The sequence below is a fragment of the Sphingopyxis sp. Soil_C_28 genome (genome assembly GCF_057657055.1).
In genome coordinates this window covers 638284-657960 of record NZ_JBDGJE010000002.1, presented here as the reverse complement: position 1 = coordinate 657960, position 19677 = coordinate 638284, and the positions used below count along the sequence as shown (strand labels likewise).

23 protein-coding genes are annotated in these 19677 nt (G+C 64.4%); 12 read left to right on the top strand and 11 right to left on the bottom strand.

The window, feature by feature from the left end:
• The first annotated feature begins 133 nt into the window (after window positions 1-133).
• The 7 genes from AC3A43_RS11290 to AC3A43_RS11260 all read left to right on the top strand — a co-directional run bounded on the left by AC3A43_RS11290 (window position 134) and on the right by AC3A43_RS11260 (window position 4455).
• Window positions 134-829, top strand: coding sequence for a pirin family protein (locus tag AC3A43_RS11290; protein ID WP_487792630.1), 696 nt, complete (start codon window positions 134-136; stop codon window positions 827-829).
• A gap of 112 nt (window positions 830-941) precedes the next feature.
• Complete coding sequence (locus AC3A43_RS11285; RefSeq protein WP_487792629.1) at window positions 942-1538, top strand: FMN-dependent NADH-azoreductase; 597 nt, start codon at window positions 942-944, stop codon at window positions 1536-1538.
• Window positions 1539-1583: 45 nt separating this feature from the next.
• Complete coding sequence (locus tag AC3A43_RS11280) at window positions 1584-2342, top strand: DODA-type extradiol aromatic ring-opening family dioxygenase (RefSeq protein ID WP_487792628.1); 759 nt, start codon at window positions 1584-1586, stop codon at window positions 2340-2342.
• 24 nt (window positions 2343-2366) lie between these two features.
• Window positions 2367-3050, top strand: coding sequence for an RluA family pseudouridine synthase (locus AC3A43_RS11275; protein ID WP_487792627.1), 684 nt, complete (start codon window positions 2367-2369; stop codon window positions 3048-3050).
• Entirely contained in the window at window positions 3043-3444 is a 402-nt protein-coding gene (arfB, locus tag AC3A43_RS11270) for an alternative ribosome rescue aminoacyl-tRNA hydrolase ArfB (RefSeq protein ID WP_487792626.1), read from the top strand. Before AC3A43_RS11275 ends, arfB begins: the two co-directional genes overlap by 8 nt.
• Before the next feature lie 8 nt (window positions 3445-3452).
• On the top strand, window positions 3453-4043 hold the full coding sequence (locus AC3A43_RS11265) for an SOS response-associated peptidase family protein (protein ID WP_487792625.1): 591 nt from the start codon (window positions 3453-3455) through the stop codon (window positions 4041-4043).
• Window positions 4044-4131: 88 nt separating this feature from the next.
• On the top strand, window positions 4132-4455 hold the full coding sequence (locus AC3A43_RS11260; RefSeq protein ID WP_487792624.1) for a PilZ domain-containing protein: 324 nt from the start codon (window positions 4132-4134) through the stop codon (window positions 4453-4455).
• 47 nt (window positions 4456-4502) lie between these two features.
• Here AC3A43_RS11260 and AC3A43_RS11255 read toward each other — a convergent pair whose 3' ends face one another.
• Complete coding sequence (locus AC3A43_RS11255) at window positions 4503-4928, bottom strand: EVE domain-containing protein (RefSeq protein ID WP_487792623.1); 426 nt, start codon at window positions 4926-4928, stop codon at window positions 4503-4505.
• Between the two features lie 124 nt (window positions 4929-5052).
• Between AC3A43_RS11255 and AC3A43_RS11250 the strand changes: the two genes are divergently transcribed.
• Window positions 5053-5982 (top strand): isopenicillin N synthase family dioxygenase, encoded by a 930-nt coding sequence (locus AC3A43_RS11250; RefSeq protein WP_487792622.1) that lies wholly within the window; start codon window positions 5053-5055, stop codon window positions 5980-5982.
• Between the two features lie 79 nt (window positions 5983-6061).
• On the opposite strand, the gene AC3A43_RS11245 is transcribed toward AC3A43_RS11250, so the two are convergent.
• Genes AC3A43_RS11245 through AC3A43_RS11235 form a run of 3 tightly spaced genes read right to left on the bottom strand, consistent with a single transcriptional unit; the run spans window position 6062 to window position 7886 of the window.
• On the bottom strand, window positions 6062-6466 hold the full coding sequence (locus AC3A43_RS11245; protein WP_487792621.1) for a ribose-phosphate pyrophosphokinase: 405 nt from the start codon (window positions 6464-6466) through the stop codon (window positions 6062-6064).
• Window positions 6442-7257, bottom strand: a complete 816-nt coding sequence (locus AC3A43_RS11240) for a DUF1295 domain-containing protein (protein WP_487792620.1) — start codon at window positions 7255-7257, stop codon at window positions 6442-6444. Before AC3A43_RS11240 ends, AC3A43_RS11245 begins: the two co-directional genes overlap by 25 nt.
• Window positions 7254-7886, bottom strand: coding sequence for a lysophospholipid acyltransferase family protein (locus tag AC3A43_RS11235; RefSeq protein WP_487792619.1), 633 nt, complete (start codon window positions 7884-7886; stop codon window positions 7254-7256). Before AC3A43_RS11235 ends, AC3A43_RS11240 begins: the two co-directional genes overlap by 4 nt.
• A 131-nt stretch (window positions 7887-8017) precedes the next feature.
• Between AC3A43_RS11235 and AC3A43_RS11230 the strand changes: the two genes are divergently transcribed.
• On the top strand, window positions 8018-9430 hold the full coding sequence (locus tag AC3A43_RS11230; RefSeq protein ID WP_487792618.1) for a M20/M25/M40 family metallo-hydrolase: 1413 nt from the start codon (window positions 8018-8020) through the stop codon (window positions 9428-9430).
• A gap of 12 nt (window positions 9431-9442) precedes the next feature.
• Here AC3A43_RS11230 and AC3A43_RS11225 read toward each other — a convergent pair whose 3' ends face one another.
• Together AC3A43_RS11225 and AC3A43_RS11220 are read right to left on the bottom strand one after the other, a co-directional pair.
• Window positions 9443-10258 (bottom strand): ferredoxin--NADP reductase, encoded by an 816-nt coding sequence (locus tag AC3A43_RS11225; protein ID WP_487792617.1) that lies wholly within the window; start codon window positions 10256-10258, stop codon window positions 9443-9445.
• Complete coding sequence (locus tag AC3A43_RS11220; RefSeq protein ID WP_487792616.1) at window positions 10258-10716, bottom strand: hypothetical protein; 459 nt, start codon at window positions 10714-10716, stop codon at window positions 10258-10260. The genes AC3A43_RS11225 and AC3A43_RS11220 overlap by 1 nt, the downstream gene beginning before the upstream one ends.
• 402 nt (window positions 10717-11118) lie before the next feature.
• Here AC3A43_RS11220 and AC3A43_RS11215 point away from each other — a divergent pair, with 402 nt between their 5' ends.
• From AC3A43_RS11215 to AC3A43_RS11205, 3 genes are read left to right on the top strand one after another with little or no spacing between them, the layout of a single operon-like run.
• Complete coding sequence (locus AC3A43_RS11215) at window positions 11119-12933, top strand: DUF885 domain-containing protein (protein WP_487792615.1); 1815 nt, start codon at window positions 11119-11121, stop codon at window positions 12931-12933.
• An 18-nt stretch (window positions 12934-12951) separates the two neighbouring features.
• Window positions 12952-13527, top strand: a complete 576-nt coding sequence (locus tag AC3A43_RS11210; protein ID WP_487792614.1) for a phosphoribosyltransferase — start codon at window positions 12952-12954, stop codon at window positions 13525-13527.
• Window positions 13520-14545: an adenosine deaminase gene (locus AC3A43_RS11205; RefSeq protein WP_487792613.1), complete on the top strand. Its 1026-nt coding sequence runs from the start codon at window positions 13520-13522 to the stop codon at window positions 14543-14545. The genes AC3A43_RS11210 and AC3A43_RS11205 overlap by 8 nt, the downstream gene beginning before the upstream one ends.
• Before the next feature lie 6 nt (window positions 14546-14551).
• Here AC3A43_RS11205 and mreB read toward each other — a convergent pair whose 3' ends face one another.
• From mreB to AC3A43_RS11180, 5 genes are all read right to left on the bottom strand, one after another.
• Window positions 14552-15592, bottom strand: coding sequence for a rod shape-determining protein MreB (gene mreB, locus AC3A43_RS11200; RefSeq protein ID WP_487792612.1), 1041 nt, complete (start codon window positions 15590-15592; stop codon window positions 14552-14554).
• 181 nt (window positions 15593-15773) lie between these two features.
• On the bottom strand, window positions 15774-16247 hold the full coding sequence (locus AC3A43_RS11195; RefSeq protein ID WP_487792611.1) for a hypothetical protein: 474 nt from the start codon (window positions 16245-16247) through the stop codon (window positions 15774-15776).
• Window positions 16248-16331: 84 nt separating this feature from the next.
• Window positions 16332-16709: a reverse transcriptase-like protein gene (locus AC3A43_RS11190; protein ID WP_487792610.1), complete on the bottom strand. Its 378-nt coding sequence runs from the start codon at window positions 16707-16709 to the stop codon at window positions 16332-16334.
• 17 nt (window positions 16710-16726) lie between these two features.
• Window positions 16727-18823: a TonB-dependent receptor plug domain-containing protein gene (locus AC3A43_RS11185; RefSeq protein WP_487793041.1), complete on the bottom strand. Its 2097-nt coding sequence runs from the start codon at window positions 18821-18823 to the stop codon at window positions 16727-16729.
• A complete protein-coding gene (locus AC3A43_RS11180; protein ID WP_487792609.1) occupies window positions 18823-19569 on the bottom strand; it encodes a hypothetical protein in 747 nt (248 codons plus the stop codon). The genes AC3A43_RS11185 and AC3A43_RS11180 overlap by 1 nt, the downstream gene beginning before the upstream one ends.
• Window positions 19570-19677: the final 108 nt, after the last annotated feature.

Genomic DNA, 19677 nt, shown 5'->3' with positions numbered 1-19677 from the left:
GAAACGATGAGTTTCTATCTATGCTATTTTAGAAACGATCCCAATGACTATCTTGGCCTCAACAAATGAGCGTTTCCCGGCATCGATGTTCCAATGACGGAGCCAGCCCGAAGCGCAATGAAAGGACAAGGCCATGATCGACATTCGTAAATTCGACAGTTTGGGCCATGCCGACCACGGTTGGCTCGACGCCCGCCACCATTTCTCGTTCGCGAACTATCACGATCCAAAACGGATGGGCTGGGGCGCGCTGCGTGTGTGGAACGACGATGCCATCGCGGCGCAGTCGGGCTTTCCCCCGCACCCGCACCGCGACATGGAAATCATCACCTATGTTCGCACCGGCGCGATCAGCCACCGTGACAGCATGGGCAATGCCGGCCGCACCGCGGCGGGCGACGTCCAGGTAATGAGTGCCGGGACCGGCGTCACGCACAGCGAGTTCAACCTCGAGGACGAAGAAACGACGCTGTTCCAGATCTGGATCATGCCCGACCGGGAAGGCGGCAATCCCGGCTGGGGCGCCCGCCAGTTTCCGCAGGCCGACCGTTCGGGTCAGTTTGTGACACTGGCGAGCGGGATCGAGGGTGATGACGCACTGCCGATCCGCGCCAATGCCCGCGTTGCAGCGGCCACGGTGAACGCAGGTGAGAGCATCTCCTATGAGCTCGAAGCCGGGCGCCACGCCTATCTCGTCGCCGCCAAGGGCCGCATCCGCGTCAATGGCGAGGGGGCCGATCCCCGCGACGGCATCGCGCTCCGCGATGTCGGCACGATCAAGGTCGAAGCTCTCGACGACGCCGAACTGGTGCTCGTGGACAGCCTTTAAGAAGCCTCCGGGCCGCCGACGTCCCCCTCCCTGACGGCGGCCCACCCGGTGCCGCGAGTCTCCCCGGCTCGCGGCACCCCCTCTTCCCCATGACAACCCAAGGAGTAGTTCGATGACCAACATTCTTCGTATCGATGCCAGTGCCCGTAACAACGGGTCGACGACCCGCCAGCTGGCCGACAAGCTGGTGAACCACCTGATCGAACAGGGCTATGGCGCCGGTGTCGTTCACCGCGACCTCGCGCTCACCCCGCCCGCACTGCTGACCGAAGGCTGGGTCGGCGCCAATTTCACCGACGACGCCGATCGCAGCGACGAACAAAAAGCGCTGCTCGCCAGTTCGGACGAGCTCATCGCCGAACTCGAAGCCGCCGACACGATCGTCATCGGTGTGCCCGTCTATAATTTCGCAATTCCCGCGTCGCTCAAGGCCTGGGTCGATCTGATCGCCCGCGCCCGCCGCACCTTCCGTTACACCGAAGCCGGCCCCGAAGGGCTGCTCAAGGGTAAGAAGGCGTATCTGGTGGTCGCATCGGGTGGCGTTCCCGTCGGCAGCGACTATGATTTCGCGACCGGTTATCTGCGCCACGTCCTCGGCTTCGTCGGCATCACCGATGTCACGATCATCGCGGCAGACCAGCAGATGATGGATGGCGAAGCGATCAACCGCGCCACCTCGGCGATCAGCGAACTGAAGCAGGCTGCCTGAACGATGCGCCGTCTCCCGAGCCTATTCCTTTCGCATGGCTCGCCGATGATGGCGCTCGAGCCCAGCCCGGCGCGGACCTTCCTCGCCGGGCTGGGTGCCCAATTCGCACGCCCGCGCGCGATCCTTGTCGTGTCGGCGCATCATGATGCGGCGTATCAGGGCGGCCGCGCGACGGTTACTGCCTCGTCCGCACCGCCGACGATCCACGACTTCGGCGGCTTTCCCGACGAACTGTTCGCGATGCGTTACCCTGCGCCGGGCGATCCATTGCTCGCGGCGCGCGTGGTCGAGCTACTCGCCGATCACGGCCTCGCCCTCACGGCGGATCCCGACCGCGGTCTCGACCATGGCGCGTGGGTGCCGCTGTCACTGATCTATCCCGACGCCGATATTCCGGTCGTCCAGCTTTCGATTGCCTCGAACGCCTCGCCCGAATGGCATTATGCGCTCGGACGGGCGCTCGCGCCGCTGCGCGACGACGATGTGCTGATCATCGGATCGGGCAGCATCACCCATAATCTGCGCGCGCTTTTCTCTGTCCGCCTGCCGATCGACGCCCCCGCGCCTTCATGGGTCACCGACTTCACCGACTGGATCGCCGATCGCATGAGCGCCGGGACGATCGACGATGTGCTGCACAGCGTCGAACGCGCGCCGCACGGTCGCAACAATCATCCCACGCCCGACCATATCCTGCCGCTGTTTGTGGCGATGGGCGCAGGCCGCGAGCCGTTCACCGCCGAGCGGCTGCACCACAGCATTACCTATGGTCTGCTCGCGATGGACGTTTACGCTTTCGGCTGACCAACGGGGCGCCTATAGCGCGCCATGCTCCTTTCAGACCGTGTTCTTTTCCTCGATGGCGAGGCCCTCGTCATCGACAAACCCGCTGGCCTGCCCGTCGACGCCCCGCGCGACGGCAGCATCAGCCTCGAGAATCATCTCGACCTCCTGAAGTTCGGCTTCAAGCGCTGGCCACTCGCGGTCCACCGGCTCGACCGCGACACCTCGGGCTGCCTGCTTCTCGCGCGCAATCCGAAGGCGCATGGGCGTTTCACACGCGCGTTCGAGGATCGCGAGGTCGAAAAGCAATATCTCGCAATCGTCGAGGGGGTGCCCGAAGGCGACAGCGGCACGATTAGCCTGCCGCTTTTGAAGGTTTCGACCGCCGAAGAAGGTTGGCGAATGGTTGGCGATCCGAAAGGCAAACCATCGATATCGCATTGGGAAAAGCTTGCCGTGGTCGGTGACCGCAGTCTGCTGCGTTTCCGCCCCGAAACCGGCCGCACCCATCAGATTCGCGTCCACGCGCTCGAAGGGCTCGGCTTCGCGCTCGTCGGCGATCCGGTTTACGGGCGCGGCGGCACCAAGACCCGCACGCTTCTTCACGCCGAACGGCTGGTCGTAAAACGTGACGTCAAGCCGTCGGTAATTGCCGAGGCGCCCTTCCCCGAGAGTTTCATCGCGCTGGGCTTTGCCGCTCCGGAGGGAGCCGAACCGACCCGTGGCTGAGATACCGGAAAGCGCGATATCGGAAAAATTTCTAGCCGGCACCGGACCCGGCGGACAGAATGTCAACAAGGTCGCGACGGCGTGCCAATTGCGCGTCAACGTCTATGCCCTCGGCCTGACGCCCGATGCGTTCAAACGACTGAAGACCCTCGCGGGCAGCCGGATGACGACCGAGGGCGAACTGATCATCCTCGCGCGCCGCTATCGAACGCAGGAAGCGAACCGCGCCGACGCGCGCGAACGCCTGTCCGACCTGATCGACGCCGCGCTGGTGCGCCCCGAACGCCGTATCAAAACCAAGCCGAGCAAGGCCGCCAAAGCGCGCCGCGTCGACAGCAAGAAAGCGCGCAGTTCGGTCAAGGCCGGGCGCGGGCGGGTGCGCGGGACCGACTAGGCTCTGCGATGACGAATCTTTACCGCCTCGACGCCGCCGCCAGCACGATTGCCGCGGCTTTTGGCGCCGAAGCCGGCGATGACCCATGGACCGGTGACTATGTCGCCCCCGGCCGTCCCGCCCCGACGATCGTCAGCGACGGCCGCGGCGGATCGCGCCGTTATCTGCGTCCGAAACTCTGGGGCGTCCCGCCCCCGCCGCTGGGCGAGCGGCCGGTCACGAATGTCCGCAACCTGCAAAGCCCCTTCTGGATTGGAACGCTGCGCCATGCCGAATTGCGGTGCCTGATCCCCGCGACTGCCTTTGCCTATTGGTCGGGGCCCGAAGGGGCGCGGCGCCAGCACTGGTTTTCGGTGCCGTCGCGGCGGGTATTCGCCTTTGCCGGCATCCATCGTCAGGGCGACGACTGGCCGTGCTTCGCGATCCTGACGACCGACCCCAACCGGCTGGTTGCGCAGCATCAGCCAAAAGGCATGCCGGTGATCCTGGACCCGGAGGATTATGGCACCTGGCTGAGCGGCGAATGGCGCGCCGCGGTCGCGCTCGCAGCCCCCTATCCCGGCCAGTTGATGACGGTCGGCGAGGCCCCGCCGGTATAGCCGATTTTCACCATATAACTTCACTTTGAGGTAACCAACGGTGTCCTAGAAGCGGGCGAATCAAAAAGTAACCGCTGGGACCAAAGCCGTGTTGGGGAATCACACCACCGAAGCCAAAAAGGCGACCACTGCCGGGCGCGGCGCCGAGCGGGTGCCGGTGACTGCGCGCGCGCGCTTTCGCGAACCGGGACTGAACCCGTTCGACGTCGAATTGTTCGACTTGTCGTCGACCGGCTTTCGTATGGTGACCTTCTTCCGGCCGGAGATCGGCAAGCATATCTGGGTGAACCTGCCGGGGCTGCAGCCCTTGGAGGCGATCGTCCGCCGTGCCGATGGCAATAATTATGGCTGCGAGTTCGTCCATCCGCTCCACCCGTCGGTGGCGAAGCATCTTCAGATAAAGCTCCGCTAGACGGTCAAAATCTTCCCTGACGCGAAGCGATGGGGAAGATTTTGACCTCAGCCTTCCGGCTTCTCCGACTTTTTCAGGATATGCTTCCATTCGTCGGGCTGCACGCGCCCGACCGACAGCCGCGACTGGCGGATCAGGTCCATGTCCGCCAGCTTCGGATCGGCCTTGATCGCCGCCAGCGTCACCGGATTGGCGAGCGCACGGACCGGCGCGACGCGCACCACCACCCACGGCGATCCCTCGTCGGCAGTCGGATCGGGAAAGGCGGTTTCGGTGACCGTCATGATCCCCACGCATTCCTTGCCGATATTGCTGTGATAAAACAGCGCTTCATCGCCGACCTGCATCGCTTTCAGGTTGAGCTTCGCCGTGTGATTGCGCACACCGTCCCAAATGCCCGTGCCATCCTTGACGAGTTGCTCCCACGCATAGGCGTCGGGTTCTGATTTCATCAGCCAATATGATTTTGCCATGCCGCTCTCTTAGCAAGCATCGCCGGTTTGAAAAGAGCGAGCCTCTTTCCCTGATACGCCGACGGTCCTACATGCAGGAACAGAGTCGCGGAGGCCCGAGCCTGCGCCCAATATGGATGATATGATGACTGCCGCTGTTCCGACCATTTCGATGTCGCTTCCCGCCGATCAGTTCGCGAAAGACTTTGGCGCCTCTTTCGAACGCTTCGGCTTTGCCATGATCACCGACCATGGCATCGACCCCGCGCTGATCGACGAGGCGTGGGACAAGGCAAAAGCCTTTTTCGCGCTCCCTGAGGAAACAAAGCGAGCCTATCATATCGCCGGCGGCGGCGGCGCGCGCGGCTATACCCCTTTCGGGACCGAAATCGCCAAGGGTGCAAAGGCGGTCGACCTCAAGGAGTTCTGGCACGTCGGCCGCGACCTGCCCGTCGGCCACCGCCTCGCCGCGCAGCAGCCGAACAATGTCTGGCCCGCCGAGGTCGAGGGGTTTCGCACCGCCTATGACAAATTGTTCGCCGAATTCGACCGCGTCGGCGGCCGGCTGCTGTCGGGAATCGCACGTTACCTCGGCCTCGCGCCCGATTTCTTCGACGACACCGTCGCCGATGGCAACAGCGTGATGCGCCTGCTCCACTATCCGCCCGTCGAAGCCCCTGCGAAGGGCATCCGCGCCGAAGCGCATGAGGATATCAACACGATCACCTTGCTGCTCGGCGCCGAAGAGGCCGGGCTCGAAATCCTCGATAAGGACGGCAGCTGGCTTCCGGTCAGCCCGCCGCCGGGCGCGATGGCGGTCAATGTCGGCGACATGCTGCAACGACTGACCAACAACAAACTACCCTCAACCACCCACCGCGTCCGCAACCCCGACGCCGGCCGCGCCAGCGTCGCGCGTTATTCGATGCCCTTCTTCCTGCATTTCCGCTCGGATTATCCGATCGAGACGCTCGAAAGCTGCATCGATGCATCGCACCCGAACCTGTATCCGACGCCGATCACGGCGGATGACTATTTGCAGGAACGGCTGCGCGAGATCGGGTTGATTAAATAGGGCGAACTTACGCTCATCGTCATCCCGGACTCGATCCGGGATGACGAGAAGTAGGACACCGCCTTCCCTTCGATCGTGATCACCGCCCGTCCCAATAATCGAACGCCAGTTGTTGCTGCTCGCGGATAAACCGCGCTGCCGCCGCGCCCACCCACGGTCCGTCATACCCCCGCAAAAAAGCCGTGCCGCCGACCCACCAGCCCTGCCCCGGCAATCGGTCGCTCTCGCGCACCAAGAGCACCGCAAGGTCGGGCTCACCATCCATCGCGCACAGGCGGCCGACTTCCTCCAGCGTCTTGCACACCGCGCGCATCTTGGGCCGGGTGAAGCGGAAGCCGAGGTCGCCGAGCAATTCGGAATAGCTGACGCTGCGCCCTTCGCGTGCGGCGGCGGTCAGGATCGCACGGATGCGCGGTGCGTCGCCGAGCGCGCTGACGTCGGCGGCGGTCGCCTCGTCACCTAACCCCTGGTCTTTGGCGGCCACGGGATGAATCCGGACGTGCGCGCGACATAGCCGGCATAGGCGGGCCGCGTCTTGTGCAGCCCCTTTTCGAGGAGCGCCTTGCCCGACCATTTGGTGAGGGTGAAGGTCAGGAAGACCGGGCCGATCACGCTGGCGAGCGCCGGGGCCCAGCCGAGGTCGGCGACCACCAGCCAGATGCCCCACCAAGTCAGCGCATCGCCGAAATAATTGGGATGGCGCGTATAACGCCACAGGCCGGTATCGAGCACCTTGCCCTTGTTCGCCGGGTCTTTCCGGAAACGATCGAGCTGCGCGTCGCCGATGGTCTCGAACGCAATGCCGATCAACGCCGCGGCCACGCCGATCCAGCCGATGATCCCCACCGCCGACGGATGACCCGCACTCGCCCAGATACCGATCTGTGCAGGCAAGCAGGTGAGGAACAGCAACGGCGCCTGCGTCAGGAAGACAGTGAGCAGCGCCGCCTTGCCCCAGCTCCATTTTTTCGTTTCCATCGTCTTGGCGAGGATCTTCGTATAGCGCGGGTCTTCGCCATGCGTTGCCCAGCGGACCCCGAGATGGATCGCGAGCCGCAGCCCCCAAAGCGACGTGAGGCCCAGCAGCAGCTTGGCGTGCGGCACGTCCGTGCCGACCTGCCACGCCGTTCCCCATGCGAGCAGCACCATCCCGAACGCCCAGAAGGCATCGATGAACGACACGTCGCGGATCGTGACCGCGATGCCCCACAGCAGCAGGATCACCGCGACCAGTCCCGCGAAATTGATCGCCAGCAGCAAAAGGACCTCATTCATGCGCGCATGTCCGATATCTCATCCGCGCCGACGATATCATCGATCGAGCGCGCCTGCCGCTCGGGGAATCGGGCGGTATGGTTCTTATATACCTCAAAAACCTTCATCATGTCGGCGCGAAAGTCGCCGGTCGGCCAGATCATCGGGCCGAGCCCGCCGGTCTTGGTGCCATAATCCATGAACCCGACAACGAGCGGCACCTTCGCCGCCAACGCGATCTGATAGAAACCCGTACGCCATTTCGCCGCCTTGCCGCGCGTTCCTTCGGGCGCGACGGTCAGCATGAATTCGGCGCGGCGCGCGAATTCCTCGACCGTCTGCTGCACCACATTGCCGCCGCCGCGGCGATCGACCGGCACCCCGCCCATCTGGCGAATGAAGCCGCCGATCGGCCAGCGGAACAGCGACAGTTTCGCCATGAAAAAGGGGCGGATCTTGAGGTCCGCGGTCAAGCCGAGGAAGTTCACGAAATCCCAATTGCTCGTGTGCGGCGCCGCGATCAGGATGAAGCGCCGCGGTTCGGGCACCTCGCCGACAGCCTTCCATCCGCGCATCCGGTACAAGAGCAGCAGCAGTCGGCGCACCGCACGCGCCACCAGCCCCGGCGGGTCGTCATCTATTCTCGTCACGCTTGGTCCTCTCCCCTTGACCCCGGATTGCGCGAAAGCCCGGCGCGACGCAAGAGGGCTGCGCATCGCGGGGGTTGCGGCCGCCCGGCCTTTCTGCTCCCTTCCCACGCGACGAAATGGGGGAAATATCGATGAAGATGCTGTCCGCGCTGCTGACGTCCGCCTTGCTGCTCGCAGCACCCGCGATCGCCGCCGAAGCGCAGCCGCGCCCCGATCAGCTGGCGTTTCGCGACCTTTACAAGGAGTTGGTCGAGACGAACACGACGCTGTCGTCGGGCAGCTGCACGCTCGCCGCCGAGCGAATGGCGGTGCGGCTGAAGGCAGCGGGCATCCCTGAAAGCCAGCTCACATTGTTCGCGACGCCTGAGAACCCCAAAGAAGGCGGCCTCGTCGCGGTCTATCCGGGCACAAGCAAGACAGCGAAGCCGATCCTGCTTGTCGCGCATATCGACGTCGTCGAAGCCAAACGCGCCGATTGGGAACGCGATCCGTTCGTCATGGTCGAGGAAAATGGCTATTTCTATGGCCGCGGCACCGCCGACGACAAGGCGCAGGCCGCGGTGTGGGTCGATACGCTGATCCGCTTCAAACAAGCGGGCTACAAGCCCAAGCGCAGCGTCAAGGTCGCCCTGACCTGCGGCGAGGAAACCAACGGCGCGTTCAACGGGGTCGAATGGCTCGCCGCGAACAAGCGCGACCTGATCGACGCCGAATTCGCGCTGAACGAAGGCGGCGGCGGCGACAGTGACGGAAAGGGCAAGGTGCTCGGCCAGTCGGTGCAGGTCGGCGAAAAGACCTTCGCCAATTTCCGCCTCGAAACCCGCAACCCCGGCGGCCACAGCTCGGCGCCCGTGCCCGCCAACGCAATCTATCAGCTCTCCCGCGCGCTCACCAAGGTCGCGGACTATGATTTCCCGGTCGAGATGACTGACACGACACGACGCTTCTTTGCCGAAGCCGGTGCCGCGCGCGGCGACGAGACTGGCAACGCGATGGTCGCACTGGCGAAGAACCCGGCCTACAAAGCCGCCGAGGCGATCGTCAACAAGGACCCCTTCCTCCACAGTAACCTGCGCACCACTTGCGTCGCGACGTTGCTCGACGGCGGACATGCACCGAACGCGCTGCCGCAACGCGCCGGGGCGAACATCAACTGCCGCATCTTTCCCGGCCACAGCATCGAATCGATCAAGGACGAGCTGGCCAAGGTGATCGGCGATCCCGGCGTTACGATTACCCAATTGCCGCCCAAACGCCCCGCCCCGCCCGCGCCGCCGCTCGACCCGAAAATCATCGGGCCAATGCAGACGCTGGTGACCAAATATTGGCCAGGGCTGAAGGTCATCCCGTCGATGGCGAACGGCTATACCGACGCGACCTTTCTCGGCGCGGTCGGCATCCCGACCTATGGCATCCCCGGCATGTGGGGCGACCCCGACGGCAATGGCGCGCATGGGCTGAACGAACGCATGGAAGTCAAATCAGTCTATGTCGGGCGCGATTATATGTTCGACCTGGTGAAAGCCTACGCCGACAAGCCTTGACGGGATCTGGCCTTAGCCAACAAACGCGCGCTCGATGACAAAGTCGCCGGGCGCGGCGTTCGATCCTTCCTTGAACCCCAGCGCCTCGAAGCGCGTTTCGAGATCGCGGATCATCGCCATGCTGCCGCACATCATGATGCGGTCGGTCGCGGGGTCGAAATGCGCGGGACCGGTGAGCGGGTGGCCGAACAGGCCGCCGCTGTCGATCAGCGCGTCAATACGCCCCTCGGTCCGGAACGGCTGGCGCGTCACCGTCGGCAGATAATGGAATTGCAGCAGCGCCTGATCCTGCACCAGCGGATCGCCGGCGAGCTGGCTTTCGAGTTCATCGCGGAACGCCAGGTCGCTGACCTGCCGCACGCAATGGACGAGCTGGATCTGGCTGAAACGTTCATAGATATCGGGATCGCGCGCAAGGCTGAGGAAGGGCGCAAGGCCTGTGCCGGTAGAGAGCAGGAACAATCGCTGTCCCGGAAGCAGCGCGTCGGCGACGAGCGTCCCCGTCGGCTTGCGGCCGAGATAAACCGGATCGCCCGGCTGAATTTTCTGGAGGCGCGACGTCAGCGCGCCGTCGGGCACCTTGATCGACAGGAACTCCAGCTCGTCGGCATAAGCCGGGCTGGCGATCGAATAAGCGCGCAGCAGCGGGCGCCCCTCGCCCGGAAGACCGATCATCACGAACTCGCCCGAGCGGAAGCGAAAGCTCGGCGGCCGCGTGATCGTGAAGCTGAACAGATGCTCGTTCCAGTGGCGCACCGAACGCACCGCCTCGACGGTCAGCGAGGCGGAGGGGGCCAGCTTGGCGGCTTCGGCAATACGGTCACTCATCACTTTGAACTTTCCTGATGTGTCATGGCGCCGGCCGCGAGGGCCGACATATCGAATCCCGCCGCGACCAGCCGGTCGAGCGCCGCGCCCATCGCGTTGGCGATCGGACCGACGCTGTCTCCCTCGGCCAGCAAGGCCAGCACCCTGCGGGCATTGGCGGCATCCCCAAGCGAAATATCGCGCCAGAGTCCAAGCAGAATTGCTTCATCCTCTGAAATCTGGAGGCACGGCATGGGCGCGAGGAACAGTGTTTCGACGGCGTCGCTACCGACCAGAGCCATCGCGACATGGAAGTCGGGGAGCGCGCCCGCGGCGTTTACGGCAGCAAAGCCCCGGTGAAGCATCTGAGGCGGACACTGGCCGCGTTCGGCGGCTGAAACCCATCCGCGCATCGCCCAGAGCAGGAAGCGCCCGCCGTTGCAGAGGCTTTCTACCGGCTGATCGACAAAGGCGTACATGGGGCTTCCCTTCCAGCGCGCGCACGATGCGGCGCCGGCGGGCTTATATGTTATTGCGAGTCATTTGCAATTCAAGATTTTCTATTGATACCGTCTGAGGCGCTTTCGAGAATGGCGGCTTTCGACCAATTGCGGACATAGGATCCTCCCTGTGGCGAAGCCATGGGGAGGTGGCAGCGCGAAGCGCTGACGGAGGGGCGATGAAGCCGACGTTGCCGCCCCTCCACCATCCGCTTCGCGGACGGTCCCCCTCCCCATCGCTGCGCGACAGGGAGGATGAAAAGGTCCGCTTCCCACCCCAAAACCGACCTCCGCGCAGTACAACGACAAGCAGCCACTGAAATATTATTGCGCCCGGCCCGGCACTGCGCGACAAGCCCGTCATTCCAATAGGAGAATGTGATGCGCTTTGCCGTTGCCCTGATGCTGCTCCCCGTCCTGCCGCTCGCTCCGATGACTGCGCCCGCCTTCGCACAGGCGGCCCCGCAGGCCGGCGCGCAGGACCAGGCCCTGCTCGACTTCCTCGATCAGGCGTTCGACGAACGGCTGGGCCTCAGCCCCGAATCGCAAACCCAGCTCGGGCTCAAGACCAATTACGACAAGCTCGACGACTATACCGACGCGGCATCGGTCCGCGACCAGGAGCTGGCCGAACGCCAGCTCAAGGACATGCGCGCGCGTTTCAAGCCCGACCAGCTCGGCGAGAGCGCGCGGGTGAGCTACCGATTGTTCGAATATGAAGTCGAGCGCGGCCGCGAATCGCTCCGCTTCCGCAACCTGCGCTTCCCCGTCTCGACGAACGGCAGCCCCGCCGGCGCGATCCCGGTGCTGCTCATCAACAATCACAAGATCGACAGCGTCGCCGACGCCGAGGCCTATATCGCCCGCCTGCGCGACACCGACCGCGTGATGCGCGAGGTCGCGGCGACGATGCGCGAACAGGCGGCGGCCGGGATCATCCCCAACAAGGTCAATTTCGCCCCCGCACGCGCCGACGCGCTGAAAGTGATCGCGGGCGCGCCCTTTGATGGCGGTGCCGATTCGACGCTGATGGCCGACTTCCGCAAAAAGATCGACGCGCTGGACGCCCCCGCGGCGACCAAGGCAAAGCTGCTCGCCGACGCAAGCGCCGCGCTGACCGGGCCGTTCAAGCAAGGCTATGACACACTCATCGCCGCGATCGACGAGATCGAGCCCCAGTCGAAAGGCAATTTCGGCGCGTGGAACCTGCCCGATGGCGCGGCCTATTACGCCGACCGGCTGAAAAGCTCGACCACCACCAGCCTCACCGCCGACCAGATTCACGACCTCGGGCTCGCTCAGGTCGCGGCGATCCGCGGCGAGATGGAGGCGATCAGGCGCGAGGTCGGCTTCAAAGGCACGCTCGAACAATTTTTCGACCACATCCGCACCGATCCGCAGTTCAAATATCCGAATACCGAGGCCGGCCGCGAAACCTATCTCGCCGACGCGCGCGCGGTGATCGCATCGGTGATGGCCGTCGCGCCGCGCTATTTCCGCGTCCTCCCCAAGGCGGCGCTCGAGGTGCGCGCGGTCGAGAAATGGCGCGAGGGGACCGCATCGACCGCCTTCTACAACCCGCCCTCGGCCGACGGATCGCGCCCCGGCATCTATTACGTCAACCTCGTCGACATGAACCAGACGCAAAAGGTGCAGGTCGCCGGCATCGCCGCGCACGAAGGCGCGCCGGGCCATCATTTCCAGATCGCGCGCCAGCAGGAACTCGCGGGCATCCCCAAATTCCGCAAGTTCGGCGGTTACGGCGCCTATATGGAGGGCTGGGGGCTCTATTCGGAACGGCTCGCGAACGAGATGGGCGTCTACAAGACCCCCTATGACCGCTTCGGCATGCTCTCGCTCCAGGTGTGGCGCGCGATCCGCCTCGTGCTCGACACCGGCATCCATTCGAAGCGCTGGACGCGCGAACAGGCGATCGCTTATTTCAAGGCGAACAGCTCGGTGTCGGACACCGACATCGCGCGCGAGGTCGACCGCTATTTCAACTGGCCGGGACAGGCGACCAGCTACATGGTCGGCCAGCTCAAGATCGCCGAACTGCGCAAACGCGCCGAAAGCGAACTCGGCCCGCGCTTCGACATCCGCGATTTCCACGAAGCCGTGCTGAGCGAAGGCGCGCTGCCGCTCGATATTCTCGAAGAGCAAGTCACGCGCTACATCGCGGCCAGGAAGAAGTAGGATCGGCGGACCCGGGACATGAGCGGCGAAAAAATCTTCATCAGCGCGAACGACCTGCTCGCCGACTCCTTCCGGCTCGGCATGCAGGTGCTCGATAGCGGTTTCCAGCCGACGCACCTCGTCGGGATCTGGCGCGGCGGCGCGCCGGTCGGCATCGCGGTGCAGGAATTGCTCGACTATCACGGCCAGCATTGCGACCATATCGCGATCCGCACCTCGTCCTACCACGGCATCGACAAGCAGGATGCGCACGTCAAAGTCTTCGCGCTGGGCTATCTGATCGACACGCTGAACCCCGAGGACCGGCTGCTCATCATCGACGATGTCTTTGACAGCGGGCGCAGTATCCGCGCCTTCCTCGCCGAGTTACAGGCGCGTTGCCGCCACAATATGCCGCGCGACGTCCGCATCGCGACCGTCTGGTACAAGCCGGGCCGCAACGTCACCGACCTCAAACCCGACTTCTTCGTCCATAAAACCGAACAATGGCTGATCTTCCCGCACGAGGTCGACGGGCTGACGGTCGAGGAAATCCGCCGGCACAAGCCCGAGGCGGCGATCATCCTGCGCGAGGAAGGCCAATCCGATGCCTGATGGTTTTGCGTCGAGCGCCGCGCGCGCCGCCTTCATCGCCGCGCTGCCCAAGGCCGAGCTCCACCTCCATATCGAAGGCTCGCTCGAACCCGAACTGATGTTCGCGCTCGCGCAGCGCAACAAGGTCGCCATCCCCTTCGCCAGCGTCGACGAAGTCCGCGCCGCCTACGCCTTCTCGAACCTCCAGGATTTCCTCGACATCTATTATCAGGGCATGGGCGTGCTCATGACCGAGCAGGACTTCTACGACCTCACCGCCGCCTATCTGGCGCGCGCCCACGCCGACGCTGTCCGCCACGTCGAAATCTTCTTCGATCCCCAGGGCCATACCGAGCGCGGCGTCGCGTTCGAAACCGTCATCGCCGGCATCACGCGCGCCCTCGACGAGGCGCGGACCAGCTATGGCATCAGCTCGAAACTCATCCTGTGTTTCCTCCGCCACCTCAGCGAAGCCGAAGCAGAGGCAACCCTCGACGAGGCATTGCCTTACCTCGATCGCATCGACGGCGTCGGCCTCGATTCCTCCGAAGTCGGCCACCCGCCCGCGAAGTTCGAACGCGTCTTCGCCCGCGCGCGCAGCCTCGGCCTGAAAATCGTCGCGCACGCCGGCGAAGAGGGCCCGCCCGCCTATGTCCACGAAGCGCTCGACCTGCTCAAAGTCGACCGCATCGACCATGGCAACCGCAGCCTCGAAGACCCCGCGCTCGTCGCGCGCCTCGCGGCCGAAGGCATGTGCCTTACCGTCTGCCCGCTCTCGAACCTGAAACTGTGCGTCGTCGAGCGTCTGGAGGACCATCCGCTCCGCACGATGCTCGATGCCGGCCTCCTCGCCACGGTGAACAGCGACGATCCCAGCTATTTCGGCGGTTATGTGAACGCCAATTATCTGGCGGTCGCCGACGCGCTCGATCTGTCGAAGGACGAGCTGCTCACGCTGGCGCGCAACAGCTTCACCGGATCGTTCCTCGACGATGCCGGCAAGGCACGGCATCTCGCGGCGATCGACGCCTACGCCTGATCCCGATCAGGACGCGATCAGCACGCCGTGATAGGCGGGATCCTCGAACGCACGCCCGGCGCCCATCGCGACACAGGTCAGCGCATCCTCGGCGACGACGACCGGCAGCCCGGTGGCATGCGCGATCGCATCGTCCATGCGGCGCAGCAACGCCCCGCCGCCGGTCAGCGTAATGCCTTCGTCGATGATGTCGGCCGACAATTCGGGCGGCGTCTGTTCCAGCGCGGCGCGCACCGCGCTGACGATCTGTCCGACGGGCTCGATCAGCGCCTCGGCAATTTCCGCCTCGGTGACGCGAACCTCGGCCGGGCGGCCGTTGACTAGATCGCGGCCCTTGACGCCCATGATGATCCCCTCGCCGTCGGGCGGAGTCGCACAGCCGATCGCCAGCTTGACGCGCTCGGCGGTCATTTCGCCGATCATCAGATTATGTTTGCGGCGGATAAAGGACGAGATCATCTCGTCCATCTTGTCGCCGCCGACGCGCACCGAATTGCTGTACGCGATCCCGCTCAGCGACAGCACGGCGACCTCGGTCGTGCCGCCGCCGATATCGACGACCATTGCCCCTCTTGGTTCGGTGACATGCAGTCCGGCGCCGATCGCGGCAGCCAGCGATTCCTCGATCAGCTGCACCGATACCGCGCCGGCGTTGGTGGCGGCGTCGCGGATCGCGCGGCGTTCGACCATCGTCGATCCCGCCGGGACACAGATCACGACATTGCTGCGCCGGGCAAAACGGCTTGCCCCGCCCTGCGCCTTGTCCATGAAATGCTTCAGCATCTGTTCGGCGACGTCGATGTCGGCGATCACGCCATCTCTCAAAGGGCGGATCGCCTGGATATTGTCGGGGGTCTTGCCCATCATCGGCTTGGCTTCGTTGCCCACGACCTTGACGCGGCGAACGCCGTCGCGCGTCTCCAGCGCAACGACCGACGGTTCGTTGAGAACGATGCCCTTGTCCCGCAAATAAACGACGGTGTTCACGGTACCCAGGTCGATAGCCATGTCGTGCGCGGTCGACGCAAACCGATTAAAAAACTTCATATGCGGGGCAAATGCCTTCGGGAATAGATGGAAGAATCAGGCGAGGCCGGCCCTTTTGCGCCCCCAACGTCTGTCATAATCGACTGCGTCGAAGGGGGGCATGACGTCAACCACGACCGCCGCGCTTGCTGCCAGAACGGTAGTTTCTCAGGTCCGGCCGATCCGCCCGCCCCCGAAATTTCTAGTCGTGCGCGCCGGGAACGAGGAATTTCAGACCCTGCAATCTGACGACCGTGTCACCCGCACAAACGGGCGCCGCGATCAATCGCATCCAGCGGCGCGGGGCCTGCGTCGGCTCGATTTCGACATCGAGGGTAAAGCCGCGCCGATGCCTGATCGCATAGGCGCGAAGCTTTTCCATCACGGCCCGCGACCCTTCGCAATAGACGGCGGCGCTCTCGTCGCGTGTGACGGCCGCACCGCGCGGAAAGCCGAAAATATCATAGACCTCGTCCGACCAGCTCAGCCGGTTGTTGTCGGTAAGGTCGCATTCCCACTGACCCAGCCGCGCGGGACGGACCGGCGCCACGACATCGACCATGTCCGGAACCGGGTCCAGCGTATCGACCCCGTGCATCTGCCCCAGCTCGAAAAAGCGGTCGCGCTCATACAGCGGCCAGCTGTGGTGGACCGGCAAGGGATAGGTCTGCTTCAAAATGCTGGTCTTCCGCTGTGTCGCCCAAGGATAGGCGAGCGGCGCTTAACAAGTTGTGATCCCGATTAACAGCCCGCAGCCGCGCTATCGCCCCCTCGCCAGCGCGATTCCCGCCAGATTCTGCGTGCGCTTGATATGACGCACGCTCGGCATCGGGCCATCGCCGATGAGCGCGCGAAACGTGGAAAGATGGTCCACCGCCCCACCGCGGGCAGGCACGGCGCCGTTCGCCTGCGCCACAACCGCAGCCGCATCGCCGAGCAGGACAAAATTCGTCAGCCCGAGGTTCTGCGCCAGCCGCAGCGCCGCGATCAGCGCCAGCCACTCGGCATCCATGCTGCTGCCGATCCCCGCGTCGCGGACGACCGTCGCCGCCCCCCCGGTCACCACGGCGGTTTCCATCTTCCCCGGATTGGGCCGGCACCCGCCGTCGAAATAGATCTTGATGCGGCGCGCCATCATCCCGCCCTCCTAGCGGGTCAGAACGTCCCGCGCACCGAAAAGGAAAAGATCGGGCCGATCAGCCGGTCGCGCTGCTCGACAAAGGCGATCGGGCTTTCGCCGCGCACCCCCGTATAAACGGTCCGATCGCGCTTCGATCGCGCATTGGCGATATTGCGGACCTGCGCCCGGACGGTCAGCCCCATCACATTCTTATGCTCGACAAAAACCGACGCCCACACCGGGCCCTCCCAGACCTTGTCGGTCTGGTTGCGGCGATAATTGGGCTGATAGTGCAAATATTCGACTTCGCCGCCCCATGCCCAGTCGGCGCCCGCGACATCGTGGCGCAGGCCAAGGCTGACATAAGTGTCGTTGAGTCCGCTATATTCCCGTTTTTCGCCGGTGAAAGGATCGCGCAGCGAGGTTTTCTGGAGCAGCACCCGTGTGTCGACCTTGACGCCTTTCAGCCCTGCGGGATCAAGATTGATCGTCGAGGTCCAGTCGATCGCGTCCACTTTGGCTTTCGCGATATTGCCGACCGCTTCGCCGTCCGCGCCGATCGGGATCACGTCGACCCGGTCCTCAACCTCACGATGGATCAGGATCAGCTTGGTCGAACCCCATGCGCCGAACTTCCGGTTCGCCTCCAGCTCGTAACTCCAGTCCTGCTGCGGGCGCAGGTCGTTGTTGCTTTCGTTCTGATTGCCGTCGTTCAGGAACGCGCGCGCGAGAAAGTCATAGAAGGACAATTGCAAGACGCGCCGCCGCATCTTTACCGACACATCGAAATCGGCGGTTGGCGTCCAGGCGAGCGAAATCGAGCCCTTGGGCCGGAAGAAGCTGCGTGTCAGACCGTTCATGCCCGTCTGGGTAATCGTCGAATGTTCGGCCCCGGCGACAATCTGAAAATTCAGCTTGTCGGTCAGCTTGCGCCCGAAGCTGAGCAGCCCCTCATAACGGTCCTCGCTCACCCCGCCGGTGCCGCCCTCGAAAGGCTGGTCGACCCACGCTCCCGTCGGATCAAGCACCGCGATCGACGCGACATTGTCGAGCGTATTAAATGCCGCCTCACCCGACAGCTGCCAGTCGCCGCCGAACATCTTCCACTGATATTCGCCGCGCCCGATCGTCTCGCCGACGTCGCCGATCTGCGCAAAGCGGTCGCCGGTTGCGACGCCGCCATCCGGGGTCGTGACGATTTCTTGGGTGGAAGGTTCGTGGCTGAACCGCCGCAGCCCGATCAGCTTCAGCTTGCCCGGCCCGAAACCGAACTGGTAATCGCCGCTGACCTCGTAGTTCCATCCGTCTTCATTTTGGCGAACCGTGCGCAGGCGGTCGGTCAGGCCGGGCCCGGTCCGAACGCCATCCTCGTAATAGCGGTCATATTTTCGCTGATAATGACCGCCCAAATTGGCGACGGTGTCGCCCGCCGGGTCCCAGGTGATCCGCCCCGACAGCTTCGGCGTGTCATAATGCGTATTCCACACGTCGCGCCGCCGCTCGATGTTCGTCCCCGCGCCGTCATAGATGAGCGTCGGTCCGCCCGCGCCGCTACGCCGCGCATCATCGTTGTTGAACGCCACTTCATACTCGACGTCGCCCGACCGCCCGCGCACCGACACGTCGCCGCGCGTGAACAGCGGATCGGTGTAATGCGCTCGAAATTCGGGCTTCCACGAAAACTGCCCGGAAAACGCGTCGGCGCGATAAATGATATTGGCGACCTGCCCTGACAGGCCGGGGAGATCGAGGGTCGCGCCGTCGACGATCTCGATCCGCTCGACATTGCCGGCCGGAATGCGCGACAACTGGGTGTACATGTCGTCACCCTTGTTCGACGGCCGCTCGCCGTTGAACAGCACATTGCCCGTCGCCTGCCCCAGCCCGCGCAGATTTTCATTGTCGCGGATCTGGAAACTGGGGACCTGGTTCAGCATGTCAAAGGCGTTGTTTGGCGCGTAGCGCGTGAAATCGGCGGGCACATACACCTGCCGTGCCGCGCTGCTGATCCCGCCCGCGGGCACCTCGGTCGGCGCGGGCGGCGGCGTATCGCCGGTCGGTGCCGCCTCCTGCGCCATGGCCGGGACGGCCGACAGCGCGGCAGCGACCGCCACCAGACTGACAAGGCGCATCACTTTGCATTCCCTCCGATCGCGCGGTTCATCGCCAGCGCATAGTCGCCCGTCACGCCCATCGCCTTCATGCCGACGACCTCGTCGGCGCTGAGTTTCGTATATCCCGCGGCGGCGAGGCTGCGCACATAGGCGCCGTCGACGCCCAGCGCCTTGCATGCGATCGCGTCCTCGATTTCCGTCAGCGCCAGCGCCTCGGACTTGAGGTCGCGAACATATTCCGGCCGCACCTCGAGCGCTGCCGCCGCGATCAGGTCGTCGGCATCCTTCGGTCGCACCCCCTCGTGCGTCAGCCCGTCGGCCAGCTCGATCGTCGCATCGACCATCAGCATCGCGAGCAGCGTCGACCGATGATCGGGCACCAGCCCACGCTCGCTCAACCGCCGCTCGAAAGCGGGATCCGAGGTAAAGCGGCATGCCCCCTCGCCCTCGAACGCGCGCGTCAGCGTGCCGGTACAGGACAGCGTTCCCGCAGCATGCGTCACGCTAAAGGTTACGGGCCCCGGCGTTCCCCTGCCGAGTGCCGCCTGCGCCGCAGCGAAATAGGCGCGCGATCCGTCGAGCGTCTGATCGCTGTTCGACCGTTTGTGCTGGATGCGCACGCGCGGCGCGCCCTGCTTTCCGCCCGCCGGCTCGGCAACCCAGCGAACATCGCTCAGGACGTACGGGTCGGCGGCGGCGGTCGGCGCCGAACAGGCAAGGATCGACAGCAAAGCGGCGCTGCCGGCAAAAAACATGGCATTCATGGGGGGACTCCTCCTCCGTGCGCCGGACGAGCGTCATCGCTCGCCCCCGCAGCGGCGTTTCAAAACAGGGTTTCGATCAGTCGTCGGTGGTTACGGACGAATGTCCGG

Excerpts from the sequence above, each read along its gene's own strand:
- AC3A43_RS11215 (WP_487792615.1), top strand. The coding sequence starts at position 11,119 with ATGCGCTTTGCCGTTGCCCTGATGCTGCTCCCCGTCCTGCCGCTCGCT.
- AC3A43_RS11205 (WP_487792613.1), top strand. The coding sequence starts at position 13,520 with ATGCCTGATGGTTTTGCGTCGAGCGCCGCGCGCGCCGCCTTCATCGCC.
- AC3A43_RS11190 (WP_487792610.1), bottom strand. The coding sequence starts at position 16,709 with ATGATGGCGCGCCGCATCAAGATCTATTTCGACGGCGGGTGCCGGCCC.
- AC3A43_RS11185 (WP_487793041.1), bottom strand. The coding sequence starts at position 18,823 with ATGCGCCTTGTCAGTCTGGTGGCGGTCGCTGCCGCGCTGTCGGCCGTC.
- AC3A43_RS11225 (WP_487792617.1), bottom strand. The coding sequence starts at position 10,258 with ATGAGTGACCGTATTGCCGAAGCCGCCAAGCTGGCCCCCTCCGCCTCG.
- AC3A43_RS11230 (WP_487792618.1), top strand. The coding sequence starts at position 8,018 with ATGAAGATGCTGTCCGCGCTGCTGACGTCCGCCTTGCTGCTCGCAGCA.
- AC3A43_RS11250 (WP_487792622.1), top strand. The coding sequence starts at position 5,053 with ATGACTGCCGCTGTTCCGACCATTTCGATGTCGCTTCCCGCCGATCAG.
- AC3A43_RS11255 (WP_487792623.1), bottom strand. The coding sequence starts at position 4,928 with ATGGCAAAATCATATTGGCTGATGAAATCAGAACCCGACGCCTATGCG.
- mreB (WP_487792612.1), bottom strand. The coding sequence starts at position 15,592 with ATGAAGTTTTTTAATCGGTTTGCGTCGACCGCGCACGACATGGCTATC.
- AC3A43_RS11285 (WP_487792629.1), top strand. The coding sequence starts at position 942 with ATGACCAACATTCTTCGTATCGATGCCAGTGCCCGTAACAACGGGTCG.
- AC3A43_RS11240 (WP_487792620.1), bottom strand. The coding sequence starts at position 7,257 with ATGAATGAGGTCCTTTTGCTGCTGGCGATCAATTTCGCGGGACTGGTC.
- AC3A43_RS11180 (WP_487792609.1), bottom strand. The coding sequence starts at position 19,569 with ATGAATGCCATGTTTTTTGCCGGCAGCGCCGCTTTGCTGTCGATCCTT.
- AC3A43_RS11210 (WP_487792614.1), top strand. The coding sequence starts at position 12,952 with ATGAGCGGCGAAAAAATCTTCATCAGCGCGAACGACCTGCTCGCCGAC.
- AC3A43_RS11280 (WP_487792628.1), top strand. The coding sequence starts at position 1,584 with ATGATGGCGCTCGAGCCCAGCCCGGCGCGGACCTTCCTCGCCGGGCTG.
- AC3A43_RS11220 (WP_487792616.1), bottom strand. The coding sequence starts at position 10,716 with ATGTACGCCTTTGTCGATCAGCCGGTAGAAAGCCTCTGCAACGGCGGG.
- AC3A43_RS11290 (WP_487792630.1), top strand. The coding sequence starts at position 134 with ATGATCGACATTCGTAAATTCGACAGTTTGGGCCATGCCGACCACGGT.
- AC3A43_RS11265 (WP_487792625.1), top strand. The coding sequence starts at position 3,453 with ATGACGAATCTTTACCGCCTCGACGCCGCCGCCAGCACGATTGCCGCG.
- AC3A43_RS11275 (WP_487792627.1), top strand. The coding sequence starts at position 2,367 with ATGCTCCTTTCAGACCGTGTTCTTTTCCTCGATGGCGAGGCCCTCGTC.